The sequence below is a fragment of the Pseudomonas syringae group sp. J248-6 genome, assembly GCF_032586995.1.
In the GTDB taxonomy this organism is placed as follows: domain Bacteria; phylum Pseudomonadota; class Gammaproteobacteria; order Pseudomonadales; family Pseudomonadaceae; genus Aquipseudomonas; species Aquipseudomonas amygdali.
Genome location: NZ_JAWHOP010000018.1, coordinates 20,224 through 33,687, shown reverse-complemented (window position 1 = coordinate 33,687; position 13,464 = coordinate 20,224). Strand labels below are relative to the sequence as shown.

The following is a 13,464-nucleotide window of genomic DNA, read 5'->3' as shown; positions in this document are numbered from 1 at the left end:
GGAATCAGTTATATACCGGCACAGATTGAAGATCCGTGACGGTCTCACGTCCCAGTGAGTCTTGACAGGCAATATCGGCAAATCGATCGCAAAGCAGTGTGATCATGTCCCAGCCTTCACTTAACGCTACGCGTAAATCCTCGACTTCTCTTGGCGACGCGTCGTTCAGCAGCGCTATGCCCATACTGACGTGATGACCATCGTCTTCGCCATGTTCCTGAAAGTGCGGCATGCCAGCGAATACCCGAGCGGCTTCGCTGTGGAAAATTTCACCGCTGCCTTCCAGTACGACGTGCATCAAGAGCGTCTTGACCATATCGCTTTTATAAAGCATCTGGTGCCTGAACCATTCCATAGTGGAATGAAAGGCTGCATCCGAAACCGGGGAAGGGTTGGTGTTGCGCTGAAGACGCAGGTTATTGTTATGACCCAGCTCTTCTATCAAGTGCTCAAGAGCAATTTTTTTGTGAGCCTGATCAAGCGTCATCGCCACTCGGATATGCAGCAAATCCTGAAACATATCTGACCAGGTCTGCAGGCAGTCGAGGAGTTTTTCGCGCACTTGCGGTTGATCAATGGATGGCGAATTGATGAGCGACAACAGCCGACTATTCTTGAAGCTATCCAGGTAAGCCTGATTGTCTCGTAACAGCACATCGGCAGGCTTCGCGGTATCGGATTCCTGTGATTTGAAGACGACGCTCGGTCGCGACGTGTCTTCGTACAGGGCCTTGCCATTGAACTGAATGGAAAGTGCCCAAAAACCATTTTGGGTGCCTTTGAAGCCATGCAGGGCATGAGGTGGCACTAAAACCATGTCACCCGCTTCTATCGCACGCTCGGTCGCCCCCAACGTTTCCCCCGAACCATCACAAATCAGTATCAGGCTTGCTTCGGGATGCTGATGAACCGACAGTTCCTGATCCCTTTCGAGCCGGACCCAACTGATAGCAAGCTCACTGTTGGACGGGATGAATTCAGCCAGCGCAGGGTGCTGGGAGAATATCTTCACAACGCCTAAATCGTGCAAGGCGCCATCAACCACTACGCTGTTGAGGGTCTCGATATCGTTACGAGAGATGACTTCCATATCTGCTATTCCTTTGCGTAATAAACTTAGTTGGCGGAACTCAGTGTGTTGAGACGTTCGATGGCGGCGTAGAACTTTTCCCGGTCATGACTAGCGATGACCACCATGCCGACCTTGTCATCATTGGTGTGCGATCTGTTCAATGGCGGATTGGCTTCGCCCATGATCAACCTGATGATATCCACTTCCTGTAAAACATCATTAAGAAGTGCAGTGTCCAGCGGCTCATAAAAAAGATGAGAGCCCGCGAACGTGTAACGGGCCGGCTGTTCGAAACTGTTTTTATCCACCGCACAGCTATGGAACTGCAAAGTCTCCCTGAACAGGTCAACGCCTGTAGTCAGTTCAACCAGCAAGCCAATATAATCGCCGCCGACCCGGTTATTGACCTCTATGAGATGAAACTGTCCATCCGCGATGGTCACCTCAATATGGCAGGGGCCGTGTGTATGATTGAGGGCAGTCAACAACCGCTCGCAATAGCCAGCTAACTGCTCGAACACCGCGGCCTCCAGATTATCTGGCGAGATGATGTGCTGCTCTTCCGCCAGGGAGGTCTTGTACAGTCGCTTGTTGGTGACGGCAAGAACACGATGTTGTGAGTCGATGGTCAACGTTTCGACACTGACCTCTCGACCGTTCAGAAACTCCTCCGCCAACATAACGAAATTTTCCTGAGAAAACCCCTCCAGCATGCTCTGCAAAGACGTGGCATCTTTGATGATGAATACGTTTTCGCTCCCGGAGCCTTTGGGGTCTTTCAGGACAATCGGGCCATTGCGGGAATTGAAAAAATGCTCAACGTCAGCGCGTGTTCTGCAGATTGCGCTATGGACCGCAAACTCTGTATTTTCCAGCCTGGTGCGCATCAGCGCCTTGTTTATGCAGACTTCGCATGCGTCAAAGTCCATGCCGGGAATAGCATAATGCTGGCTCGCTCGTGCCGCTGCCAGCAGTCCGTCTTCGGTGAACGAAAAAATGAAATCGACTGTCTGCTTTTTAAGGATTTCATCGATTTTGCCGAGTACGGTGGCTTCGGAGAAATCGCTGACAAGATGAATTTTGTCTGTGAGTGCGGTGAGGTTAGGACCTACCGAGTCCGGCAATTGCAGCACGGTAAAATCAAAACCCAAGCCATCATAATGCATAAAAGTTTCATCATGGCCACCGATCATTACGACAGTCTTCATACACTACCTTTCATGGTCGAACCGACCAATAAATGAACGCATAGGGAATAACGCATTGGGCCTCTGCCGTGGTTTATACGCGGCGGTATTGATATTTTTCCAATACCGGTTGCCGTACGTTTCTGCGACAGAAACGTAGCGTGCACGACCGTACAAATAGCAGAACGCTATGCGGTAGAGAGTTTGTATAGTGAGTAGATTTCAGTCAGTCGAAAATCAACTCGCCCCGGTGGCGGAATGATAATAATCGTTGAAAGAGAGACGCACAGAGCCCGACAGTATACGAGATACTTTCGAGGGCCACTTGAATTGAGGGGAGTGCAAATGAGAACGCAGGGTATAAAGCATGCTATTCCTTTAGATATTTATAATTATTTGCGCTTTCCATACGCGCCATCTATGGTTTCATTGTTTAGTTTGAATGTCAACGCTGTCTGCCAACTGAATGGGCTATCCCTCGGCAAGTATAGAAATGGGCTAATGACAATCGATGCGCCGGGCCTGCGATCCTCGGCGGGCCTTTTACACCCGTCAGAAGTGTAATCAGAATCAACCGCGAGATCAGCCATCTGGCCGAGGCGTTGCAGTATCGCCCTTCGACCAATTGACCGCCCAAACGCAAAAACTCGCCGTCAACGATCAAGTCGACGGCGAGCCTTTGTGACAGGTACTGCGTTTTACATGCTGCTATAGAACGGAAAGATCCCCATCAGCAGCGCGGCAACCAGGATGCACATGCAGACCAGAATCGCCCATTTCAGGGTGAAGCGCTGATGGTCGCCGAACTCGATACCGGCCAGGGCAACCAGCAGGTAGGTCGATGGCACAAGAGGACTGAGCAAGTGGACCGGCTGACCGACGATGGAGGCGCGGGCCATTTCAACCGGGCTGATGCCGTAGTGGGCAGCGGCTTCGGACAGCACTGGCAGTACGCCGTAGTAGAACGCGTCGTTGGACATGAAGAAGGTGAACGGCATGCTCACCAGCGCGGTGATGACGGCGAGGTACGGGCCGAGCGCATCCGGGATCACTGCCAGCAGGCTTTTCGACATGGCGTCGACCATGCCGGTACCAGACAGAATACCGGTGAAGATACCTGCGGCGAAGATCAGGCCGACCACTGCCAGAACGCTACCTGCGTGGGCTGATACGCGGTCCTTCTGGTCCTGCAGGTTCGGGTAGTTGATGATCATCGCGATACTGAACGCGATCATGAACAGTACCGGCAGCGGCAGCAGGCCCATGATCAGGGCGACCATCAGTGCGAAGGTCAGCGCGCCGTTAAACCAGATCAGCTTTGGACGACGTGCATCCGGGAACTGCGAGACGCTGATTTCGCTGTGATCGACTTCATCACCCTTAAGTTGCAGTTCACCCAGACGAGCGCGTTCGCGTTTGCCGTAGAAGTAGGCAATTGCCAGGATCGCAACCACGCCAGCCAGCATTGCCGGGATCATCGGTACGAAAATGTCGGATGCATCGACATGCAGGGCACTGGCCGCACGAGCGGTCGGGCCACCCCACGGGGTCATGTTCATCACGCCACCCGCCAGAATGATCAGGCCGGCCATGATGCGCGGGCTCATGCCGACGCGGCTGTACAGCGGCAGCATGGCGGCGACGCAGATCATGTAGGTGGTCGCGCCGTCACCGTCGAGGGACACCACCAGCGCCAGCACGGCGGTGCCGACCGAAATGCGCATCGGGTCGCCCTTGACCATTTTCAGGATCTTGCGCACGGCCGGGTCGAACAGGCCGGAGTCGATCATCAGGGCAAAATAAAGGATGGCGAACATCAGCATCACGCCGGTTGGCGCCAGCTTGGTGATACCCGCCAGCATCATCGGGCCGATCTGGGCTGCGAAGCCACCGAACAGGGCGAAGATGATCGGAACCAGGATCAGGGCGATCAGCGCAGTGAGGCGCTTGCTCATGATCAGGTACATGAACGCAATAACCATGGCAAAGCCAAGGAAAGTCAGCATGGGAATACTCCAGACGTCATACGGCTACAGAACGTGAAATGAACGAGTCAGCTCAGCAGATCGGTACGTGGAGTGGAGGCGCAAGGAGGGTATGGAACGAGAAGTCAGCAAGCATCGGAATCACCATTATTGTTGTTAATTGGGCCTGAAACACGTTGGAATCCGTTCCTGGCTAGCCGGTCTTTTTGCCGGAAGTGAGGCGATGCTAATTGGCCAAGCTTTCACCGACCTTTCAATCAGCTATTGTGGAGATTTATTGTCAAAAGGGTTGTGGCGCATAAACGGAGAAGCACGGATGGGCGAGATACAGGTGGCTTAGCTGGCTGCGCCTGGGCAACCACCTGTTGGGGGATGAGGCTGAGAATTGAGCGCCGGCATCAAATCTGTCGGCACTATTACCGACAGATTAATTGTGCCGACTGATTACTTGCTGAACTGCGAAGCCAGTTCGCGCAGAAGCACCTCGGCCTCCAGCACTTTTTTCACTGACTCGTTGGCTTTTTCGCGGGACAGGCCCAGGCGTTCGAACAACTCGTCAGGAATCTCCTGCTCTGGCCCGGCACCGATGCCGTTCACCCGCAACAGGCGTACGGCCAGATAAACCAGGTTGGCGTAGACGTGATGTTCGCCCTTGTAGTGGGGGTCGTGCTGGAAGCGCAGCGCGATGGCGAGCTCATCGGGCATGTCCCAGTAGCGCATCAGCCAGGCACCGATCTGCTCGCGGCTGATACCCAGCAAATGCTGCTCAATAAAGCTGTGGTGCAGATGCGGGTTAACTTCCAGCTGGCGGCAAATCAGGGTGAAGTGTGGCGGAAATACGTGGGCCAGCAGCAGGTAGCCGAAGTTGTGCAGCAAACCGGCGAGGTAGCTCAGGCCAGCTTCCGGGCGACTGGCGCGGGGAATGGCGCGGGTCAGGCCTTCGATCACCGCAGCAGTGTAGATCGATTGCTGCCAATACGGCGTGGTCTGTTGCGGCTGGTCCTTGGGCAGACTCAGGGTTTTGCCCAGCGCGAGGCCCAGTGCCAGGTTGATCACCAGATCAAAGCCCAGCACGCGGACGATTGCATCTTCTACCGAGCGGATCTTGCCGGTGGACGCGTAATAGGGCGATGCCGCCCAGCTCACGACCTGTGCCGCCAGCGCAGGGTCGGTTTCGACTACGCCGGTGATGTCATCGATGGTCGCATCGGGGTCGACGCGCAGCTTGATGATTTTCTGTGCAGTTCCGGCCAGCGGTGGTATTTCCAGGGTCGCTTCCAGACGCTGCTGGATACGACGCGCCGTGAAAACGTGCATGGCCTGGGTGATTTCTGCCGGATCGTCGTCAGGACGATCCAGGTTCGGACGAATGGCTGCGACCGACTGGCCGAAGTGCGCGGCACTGGCCTTGCTCAGCATGCCTTTGAAGTCGTCACTGCTGATTTCCAGCAACAGGCCCTTTTCACCCGAGCCCACCAGCAGTGTTGGCTCTTGCAGCAGGCGATCATCGTAAAGGCACGGTGAACTGGTCAGTGCCGGGAGCCCCGGCAGCACTTGCAGGTTGTGCTTGGTGAGCATGCGCTGCAAGCGATCATGCGGCACAGCGGTCAGCTGGCGCCCGGTCAGCTCGGTGATTCGGCTGAGGTCGAGCAACTGGCTCTGCGGGAACAGGATAAGCAGCGCACCGACAGCGTCCTCGACCAGCACAGCCTGAACCTTGCGCGCCGGGGGCAAGCTTTTGTCGTCCATGACTTCGTTGTAGCTGATAGCCAATTTTTCAAGCAACTGCCGGATTACCGACGGCGCATGCTGCGGATCATTGACGTGGGCGACTTCTGTCATGAGCTATGTCCAAATTCCTACATTTTTTGAAGTATAACCACGTTATTCGTTTTCGGTCGCACGTGGTGTTCAAAGCGTAGCCTGCATCACACCTGGCCATACTGCTGGCCATGACGCAGCCATCTGTCGAGCAGTGGGCTGACATGTTGGGGCCAACGCTCCAACAGGGCCTGAGCCGCGTCGCGTACGGCCGGTAGCAGGTCTGCGTCACGCATAAGGTCGGCGACCTTGAATTGCAGAAGGCCCGTTTGTCGGGTTCCCAGCATTTCACCGGGACCACGCAGTTCAAGGTCCTTTTCGGCGATGACAAAGCCATCGTTGGTTTCGCGCATGATGCCCAGCCGCTGCCGTCCGATCTGTGAAAGCGGCGGGTGGTAGAGCAGCACACAATGGCTGACCGCACTGCCGCGCCCGACGCGCCCGCGCAACTGGTGCAATTGAGCCAGACCGAGGCGCTCGGGGTTTTCGATGATCATCAGGCTGGAGTTCGGCACGTCGACCCCAACTTCGATTACTGTGGTTGCCACCAGCAATTGCAGCGCACCCTGCTTGAATTCGGCCATGATCGCGGCCTTTTCTGCGGGCTTCATGCGTCCGTGTATCAACCCGACGCGAACCTCACCCAAGGCACTGCTCAGTTCTTCGTAGGTGGTTTCAGCGGCTTTGCACGTCAGTTCTTCGGATTCTTCGATCAGCGTGCATACCCAATAGGCCTGGCGACCCTCGGCGCAAGCAGCGCGTACACGCTCCACGACTTCCAGGCGGCGGCTGTCGGCAACCAGCACGGTATTGACCGGCGTCCGCCCGGGCGGCAGTTCGTCCAGAATCGACGTGTCCAGATCGGCGTAGGCGCTCATCGCCAGCGTGCGTGGAATCGGTGTGGCGGTCATGATCAATTGATGCGGACACATCAGGCCGCCGACGCCCTTTTTGCGCAGCGCCAGACGTTGCTGAACACCGAACCGGTGCTGCTCGTCGATGATCACCAGCGCGAGGTTCTTGAACTGCACTTCGTCCTGAAACAGCGCATGGGTGCCCACCACCATGGGCGTGCCACTGGCGATCTGCTCCAAAGACGCGACACGCGCCTTGCCCTTGAGCTTGCCCGCCAGCCAGGCCACGCCCACGCCCAGCGGCTCAAGCCAGCGCTGGAAATTGATGTAGTGCTGCTCGGCGAGAATTTCGGTGGGGGCCATCAGCGCCACTTGATAACCCGCTTCCAGCGCCTGCAAGGCAGCCAGCGCGGCGACCACGGTCTTGCCCGAACCGACGTCACCCTGGATCAACCGCAGCATCGGCTCAGGCTGGCTCAGGTCATAGGCGACTTCCTTGCCGACCCGCTGCTGGGCACCCGTGGGCGCGAAGCCAAGGTTGGCGAGAAATTGTTTCGGCAGTTTTTTCGCAACAGGCAACGCCGGTGCGCGCTGTGAGCGCAGACTTTCGCGCAGACGCTGCTGGGAAAGCTGGTGGGTAAGCAGTTCCTCGAAAGCCAGCCGGTGTTGCGCCCAGTGATGCCCGAGGGCCAGTTCCTCCACATCGGCATCGGCGGGCGGGTGATGCAGATAGCGGATCGCATCATCCAGCGGGGCCAGTTGATAGTCGCGGGCCAGCTCATCCGGCAGCCAGTCCGGCAGGCTTTGGGGGCCGAGCATCGCCAGGCTTTGCTGACACAACTGACGCAGGCGCTGCTGGGTGAGGCCTTCGGTCGTGGGATAGATCGGCGTGAGGGTCTGTTCGACGGGCGCGGGCTCATCACCGGTAATCGCCCGATATTCCGGATGATAGATTTCCAGGCCGGAAGCACCGGGACGCGCTTCGCCGAAGCAGCGAAGATGCGTGCCACGCTTCATGCTTTCTTTCTGAGCGTTGCTGAAGTGGTAGAAGCGCAGGCTGACGACACCTGTGCCGTCGCCAAGCCTTACCAGCAAGCTGCGGCGCTTGCCCATTACCACATCGGCACCGCTGACCACGCCTTCGATCACGGCATCCTGGCCGGGGCGCAATGCACCAATCGGTACTACGCGGGTCCGGTCCTGGTAACGCAGCGGCAGATGGAACAGCACGTCCTGTAGGGTTTCCAGCCCGACCCTGGCCAGCTTTTCTGCCATCGCTTCACCGACGCCTTTGAGCGCCGTGACCGAGACCCTGGAAAGCTCGCTCATTTCTTTTCTGCCTAGCTCGCGACTGGTTTCGGACGTGCCACCGAGCACAGGCGTGCAGAGTCAGCGAGAATTTCGATGGCTTTGGGTCTCGGAAAGCTTGCGCGCCAGGCGATGGCGACCGTGCGGAAAGGCACAGGCGGCGTCAGCGGGCGGACTTCGATCACGCCGGGCGCGTAGTGGTGACTGTCGACGGCCGAAAGCGGCAGGATCGAAATACCCAGCCCGGAAGCGACCATGTGCCGAATGGTTTCCAGCGAGCTGGATTCCACAGTCGTGTGCTTGGCGCCTTCATTGCCTTTGCCCAGAGTAGGGCAGGCTTCCAGAACCTGATCACGGAAGCAGTGACCTTCGCCCAGCAGTAACAGGCTCTTGTCGTTGAGTGCCGAGGCGTCGATGGTCTCTTTCTGAGTCCAGGGGTGATCGGCCGGCATCAGAACGGAGAACGGCTCGTCGTAAAGCGGCAGGGTCAGCACGTCGGCTTCGTTGAACGGCAAGGCGATGATGACGGCATCCAGCTCACCGTTGCGCAGCTTGTCGCGCAGCACATGCGTGAAGTTTTCTTCGATATACAACGGCATCTGCGGAGCAACCCGGTGCAGTTGTGGAATCAGGTGAGGGAACAGGTAAGGGCCGACGGTATAAATAGCGCCGACTTTCAGCGGCGCGGTCAGCTGATTCTTGCCTGCCTGGGCCAGCTCACGAATACCTTGAGCCTGCTCCAGCACTTTCTGCGCTTGCGCAACGATGCCTTCACCGACCGGTGTCAGGCGCACGGCGCTCTTGCTGCGCTCGAAAATGAGCACACCGAGTTCGTCTTCTAGTTTCTTGACGCCCACCGACAGCGTTGGCTGGCTGACGTGGCAGCGCTCAGCCGCATGGCCAAAGTGCTGCTCCTGGGCAAGCGTGACGATGTAGCGTAATTCTGTAAGAGTCATAACGTGCGTCCATGAAGTTGCGACCCCAGCATAGCGGGTGCGATCGATAGACGCACGTTATCAGAAGCACTCACAAGTAACAAAAGTACAATTCAGCGTTTATCCAGTGAATAAACGAACGGTGCGAGGATTTCAATGGTGCCGTTGTTGAGGATTTCCTTGGGCGGCTTGGGCAGTGGCTGAGCGCGACGGATCATTTCCATGGTCGCTCGATCCAGCGCCGGGCTGCCTGAACTATTGGCAATCGAGTAAGACAGCACGTTGCCGTCAGCATCGACAACGAAGCGCAGGCGTGCAACACCCTGCATGCCACGACGACGCGCATCCTCGGGATACTTCTTGTACTTGCCCAGATGACTTAACAGGTCACCCTGCCAGCTTGGCAGCGCATTGCTGGGCGGCGCAGGCGCAGGAGCGGGCTTCGGAGCAGCTGCTTTTTCCGGTTTGGCAGTCGTAGGCGGCGTGTCGACCGGTTTTTCGTCAGCAGGTTTTTCCTGAGGTGGCTCAGGCTTCTTCTGCGGCTTTGGCGGCTGCGGTTTTGGCTTGGGCTTTTCAACCTTTTTGGGCACCACGATTTCCGGCTTCGGCGCTTGCGCGATTTCCGGCATGGGCTCTGGTTCTTCAGGGGCTGGCGGCGGAGGTGGCTGAACGACTTTTGGTGGTGGCGGCGGTGCGGGCTCAGGCAGAGGCGCAAGCTCGACCATCATGGCCGCTGGCGTTAGCTCAATCGCCTGAGAGGCGGGCCAGCGAACGGCGATGATGATCGCGATAGCGTGCACGGCCAGCACCAACAACAGACTACCGCTATAGCGCGTCAGTTTTTGGCGCGTACTGATCATTTCTTACCAGCCGTCTCAAGACCCACCAGACCAACCTTGAGGTAACCCGCACCCCTAAGCGTGTTCATGACTTCCATCAGATCGCCGTAATCCACGCCCTTGTCGGCCTGGAAGAAGATCGTGGTGTCCTTCTTGCCCTTGGTCCGGGCGTCCAGCACCTGACCGATCTGCTCGCGGGCAACCTTCTCTTCACCCAGATACAGGCTCTTGTCGGTCTTGACGCTGAGGAAGATCGGCTTCTCGGGCCTGGGCTGTGGCGTGGCAGTGGATGCCGGCAGGTCGACCTTGATGTCCACGGTCGCCAACGGTGCAGCCACCATGAAGATGATCAGCAGCACCAGCATGACGTCGATGAACGGCGTCACGTTGATTTCATGGTTCTCGGCGAGGTCATCGCCGCCTTCGTTAAGATGCAGGCCCACGTGTTAGCCCACCTTGACCATGTGCGGTTGTTGTTGATTGCGCTCGGTCGGTTCTGGCAGATGATCCAGGTCGCGGCTGACCAGCAGCAGAACGTGCGCCGAAGCATCTGAAACCTGAGCCTTGTAACCGGCGATGGAGCGGGCGAACACGTTGTAGATCACTACCGCAGGAATTGCGGCAACCAGACCCAGTGCCGTGGCCAGCAGGGCCTCGGCGATACCCGGTGCCACGACAGCGAGGTTGGTGGTCTGGGTCTTGGCGATACCGATGAAGCTGTTCATGATGCCCCATACCGTACCGAACAAACCCACGAACGGTGCGGTAGAGCCGATGGTCGCCAGTACGCCGGTGCCCATGCTCATGTTGCGGCCGCAGGCTGCGACCAGGCGCTCGAGGCGGAAGCTGACACGTTCCTTGATCCCTTCGCGCTCACGGCTGTTGGCCGACAGGCGCATCTCTTCAAGAGCGTCATGCACCAGCAGGTGGGCGAGGGTGCCTTCCTTGCTGGCGGTCGAGCTCGCTTCGTTCAGGGAGCGGGCTTTTTTCAGGTTGACGATTTCACCACGCAACCGGCGCTTGGCACCCAGCAGTTCGAAACCCTTGGAGATCCAGATGGTCCACGTAATGATCGATGCGATGGCCAGACCGATCATGACCGCTTTGACCACGACATCGGCGTTCTGGTACATGCCCCATGGCGACAGGTCATGGGCCATGCCCAGGCTGTTGTCTTCGGCTGCAGGCTCCATGGCCTGCACCGGGGCAGCGGCATCAGGCGCGACAGGAGCTGTCGCCGCAGGTGCGGCAGAGGTTGCAGGGGCCGCAGTCGGTGCCGATTGATCTGCAAGGGCCATGGGTACGAACATCAGGCTCAAGACGAGGGCTGCGACACCGCGCCATGCACGAGGCAGGCGAGGCATCCGGGTAGGCGAAGCGATTGATTGAATGCGTGTCATGCTGGCCGGACCTGAGAGAAAAATAGGGGATGGTTCCAGTGCGTCGCTCAGTGCTCTCGACGCTCACAGGGAACAAATGGGTCGCCATTATTGCAAATCGTTCTTGTTAACAAAAGTAATACAGTATCTTTTTTACATATTCGCCCGAACGGTTGCCTATCGATGAGCATTTTTACGGCGCTGGAACTGTCATCTCAGCAGGTAAAGCACGCTGCGCTCACGAATGGCTCGGTTACGAAAAGAAGCAAGGGATTGAAGGCCGCGAAAGCATCGATTGATCAAATTCGATGCGAGCGTTAACATTACGCGGTCGACACAGACCGGAACCTTGGTGACAAGGGGTGTGGATTTCGGTGGCTCAGGCCACTCCCAGCCAGTGAGCGGGATAAGCAGGTAACTGCAAAAGGACAGGCCGATATTGAGATTCACAAAAAGCCCTGTTGCCTCGGCAACGGGGCTTTTTGCTTTTCGCTATACGGGTTTTCCGGCGTTGCGCATCTCAAGGATGTAGCGAACGTTATGAGGCTTCCCTTTCGGCAGGGTAGGCCGGCCCCACGTAGCGACTTCATACGCTGATATAACGCGAAGCTTCAAAAGGTTCGTGGTGCCTTGTGGCTTGCTGATCGAGAAAAAAATCGCATAGTCATGCAGGTCGAGGCAAAAATACCTTTGGCTGTTTTCCGTATAAAACGGGACAGCCAGCCCCTGAAAAAAGCGTTTCTGGATGTACTCCACCAACTGGGTGCTGCAATCGTAGCGCTCGCTGCAAAAGTAACGGCGCTCCCCTCTGTAATGAATGAGATGGCCATTGCCCTTGTCATCTGTAAAGCAGTGCAACCCGAATTCGAACTTGACGGTGACCTGCTGCAGCGCAACGTCGAACGTCAGGTCAAAAGGCTGAAGGTGCGCCATGGAGAATGTCCGATCTCCTATTTTTATGTCTTTCCATCGCATGTGAATCTTCGCCAATCCCGTTGAAGGCGCGCATTGTAGTCGCGTGATTTGCGCTTAACACGGGGTCGTCCGAAAATGCTCAAACCCCAGGTTTGGGAACGACGAGTCACCAGCGTGATCGCATAGGGGAGTAGCGCTGGACGCTTACATCTGTTTACAGCTTTGTTTCGAGTGTCGCGTCTCGATGAGCTTTTTTACGACACTGAAACCGCCTTCTCTGGAGATACCGAATGACTGCCCCTTCGCTTCTAATCGCCGGCTGCGGTGACATTGGTTCGCGACTTGCGACCCGCCTGCTGCCTCACGGCTGGACCGTGCATGGGCTGCGGCGCACTGTTTCCGAGCTGCCTGCCGGTGTTCACGGTGTGGCGGGTGACTTGTTCGATACCCGCAAGCCTGCCCTGTGGCCCACTGCGGTGGACTATGTGGTGTATTGCGCGACGCCTTCGCAGCGTGACGAAGCGGGTTACCGGATGGCTTATGTCGAGGGGCTGCGCAATGTATTGAGCTGGCTTGAGCAGACCGGGCAGCGTCCAAAGCGGTTGATCTTCGTCTCAAGCAGCGGTGTCTACGGTCAGCAGAATGGGGAGTGGGTTGATGAAGACTCCGTCACCGAACCGGCCAACTACACCGGCACTGTGATGCTGGAAGCCGAGCAGCTAGCGCTGAACAGCGGACTGCCAGCCACGGCGGTGAGGCTGACCGGTATCTACGGGCCCGGACGCAGTGATCTGTCGAACCGCGTGCGTCAGGGGCACAGTGTCAGAGTTGATCCTCCGGTCTATGCCAATCGCATTCATGCCGACGATGCCGCCAGTTTGCTGGAGCATCTGCTTCAGGCGGATCAACGAGGTGTGGCACTGGAGAATTGCTATCTAGGCGTTGACGACGATCCGGCTGCGCTGGCCGATGTGGTGGCGTGGATACGTGAATATCTGGGGGTGAGCGAATGGTCGGAGGAGGTCAGCGTGCAGCGCGTGGGCAGCAAGCGTTGCAGCAATGCCAGGGCGCGCGCACTGGGATGGACGCCAATGTACCCGGATTATCGGGCTGGCTATGCGGCTTTGTTGGGGTAGAAACGTCGCAGTCAGGAGCGCCTTGAAGGGCGC

11 protein-coding genes are annotated in these 13,464 nt (G+C 57.3%); 1 reads left to right on the top strand and 10 read right to left on the bottom strand.

Translation table 11 applies throughout. The features are described 5' to 3' along the window. Window positions 1-4: 4 nt before the first annotated feature. The 10 genes from RYC17_RS20495 to RYC17_RS20450 form a co-directional block, all read right to left on the bottom strand. The gene (locus RYC17_RS20495) at window positions 5-1,090 is read right to left on the bottom strand and encodes a cupin domain-containing protein (protein WP_122258927.1); all 1,086 of its coding nucleotides are present in this window, start codon (window positions 1,088-1,090) and stop codon (window positions 5-7) included. Window positions 1,091-1,116: 26 nt separating this feature from the next. Further along, complete coding sequence (locus tag RYC17_RS20490) at window positions 1,117-2,280, bottom strand: acetyl-CoA carboxylase biotin carboxylase subunit family protein (protein WP_122281521.1); 1,164 nt, start codon at window positions 2,278-2,280, stop codon at window positions 1,117-1,119. A 677-nt stretch (window positions 2,281-2,957) separates the two neighbouring features. After that, complete coding sequence (locus RYC17_RS20485; protein ID WP_057402756.1) at window positions 2,958-4,265, bottom strand: CitMHS family transporter; 1,308 nt, start codon at window positions 4,263-4,265, stop codon at window positions 2,958-2,960. A gap of 423 nt (window positions 4,266-4,688) precedes the next feature. Then, complete coding sequence (locus RYC17_RS20480) at window positions 4,689-6,086, bottom strand: aminoacyl-tRNA deacylase and HDOD domain-containing protein (RefSeq protein ID WP_044324611.1); 1,398 nt, start codon at window positions 6,084-6,086, stop codon at window positions 4,689-4,691. A gap of 86 nt (window positions 6,087-6,172) precedes the next feature. Continuing rightward, window positions 6,173-8,248, bottom strand: a complete 2,076-nt coding sequence (gene recG / locus RYC17_RS20475) for an ATP-dependent DNA helicase RecG (RefSeq protein WP_219170746.1) — start codon at window positions 8,246-8,248, stop codon at window positions 6,173-6,175. An 11-nt stretch (window positions 8,249-8,259) separates the two neighbouring features. Then, the gene (locus RYC17_RS20470; protein WP_219170747.1) at window positions 8,260-9,183 is read right to left on the bottom strand and encodes a hydrogen peroxide-inducible genes activator; all 924 of its coding nucleotides are present in this window, start codon (window positions 9,181-9,183) and stop codon (window positions 8,260-8,262) included. 92 nt (window positions 9,184-9,275) lie between these two features. Further along, window positions 9,276-10,022, bottom strand: coding sequence for an energy transducer TonB (locus RYC17_RS20465; RefSeq protein ID WP_316904251.1), 747 nt, complete (start codon window positions 10,020-10,022; stop codon window positions 9,276-9,278). Then, a complete protein-coding gene (gene exbD / locus RYC17_RS20460; RefSeq protein WP_002551495.1) occupies window positions 10,019-10,444 on the bottom strand; it encodes a TonB system transport protein ExbD in 426 nt (141 codons plus the stop codon). Before exbD ends, RYC17_RS20465 begins: the two co-directional genes overlap by 4 nt. Window positions 10,445-10,447: 3 nt before the next feature. Continuing rightward, on the bottom strand, window positions 10,448-11,401 hold the full coding sequence (gene exbB / locus RYC17_RS20455; RefSeq protein ID WP_010192284.1) for a tonB-system energizer ExbB: 954 nt from the start codon (window positions 11,399-11,401) through the stop codon (window positions 10,448-10,450). A 471-nt stretch (window positions 11,402-11,872) separates the two neighbouring features. Continuing rightward, the gene (locus RYC17_RS20450) at window positions 11,873-12,313 is read right to left on the bottom strand and encodes a hypothetical protein (protein ID WP_058409287.1); all 441 of its coding nucleotides are present in this window, start codon (window positions 12,311-12,313) and stop codon (window positions 11,873-11,875) included. A gap of 272 nt (window positions 12,314-12,585) precedes the next feature. Here RYC17_RS20450 and RYC17_RS20445 point away from each other — a divergent pair, with 272 nt between their 5' ends. Continuing rightward, window positions 12,586-13,431 (top strand): SDR family oxidoreductase, encoded by an 846-nt coding sequence (locus RYC17_RS20445; protein WP_219170749.1) that lies wholly within the window; start codon window positions 12,586-12,588, stop codon window positions 13,429-13,431. Window positions 13,432-13,464 lie beyond the last annotated feature (33 nt).

What these genes read in the sequence shown, in the direction of transcription:
- RYC17_RS20495 (WP_122258927.1), bottom strand. Translation starts at nt 1,090, where the DNA reads ATGGAAGTCATCTCTCGTAACGATATCGAGACCCTCAACAGCGTAGTG.
- RYC17_RS20490 (WP_122281521.1), bottom strand. Translation starts at nt 2,280, where the DNA reads ATGAAGACTGTCGTAATGATCGGTGGCCATGATGAAACTTTTATGCAT.
- RYC17_RS20485 (WP_057402756.1), bottom strand. Translation starts at nt 4,265, where the DNA reads ATGCTGACTTTCCTTGGCTTTGCCATGGTTATTGCGTTCATGTACCTG.
- RYC17_RS20480 (WP_044324611.1), bottom strand. Translation starts at nt 6,086, where the DNA reads ATGACAGAAGTCGCCCACGTCAATGATCCGCAGCATGCGCCGTCGGTA.
- recG (WP_219170746.1), bottom strand. Translation starts at nt 8,248, where the DNA reads ATGAGCGAGCTTTCCAGGGTCTCGGTCACGGCGCTCAAAGGCGTCGGT.
- RYC17_RS20470 (WP_219170747.1), bottom strand. Translation starts at nt 9,183, where the DNA reads ATGACTCTTACAGAATTACGCTACATCGTCACGCTTGCCCAGGAGCAG.
- RYC17_RS20465 (WP_316904251.1), bottom strand. Translation starts at nt 10,022, where the DNA reads ATGATCAGTACGCGCCAAAAACTGACGCGCTATAGCGGTAGTCTGTTG.
- exbB (WP_010192284.1), bottom strand. Translation starts at nt 11,401, where the DNA reads ATGACACGCATTCAATCAATCGCTTCGCCTACCCGGATGCCTCGCCTG.
- RYC17_RS20450 (WP_058409287.1), bottom strand. Translation starts at nt 12,313, where the DNA reads ATGGCGCACCTTCAGCCTTTTGACCTGACGTTCGACGTTGCGCTGCAG.
- RYC17_RS20445 (WP_219170749.1), top strand. Translation starts at nt 12,586, where the DNA reads ATGACTGCCCCTTCGCTTCTAATCGCCGGCTGCGGTGACATTGGTTCG.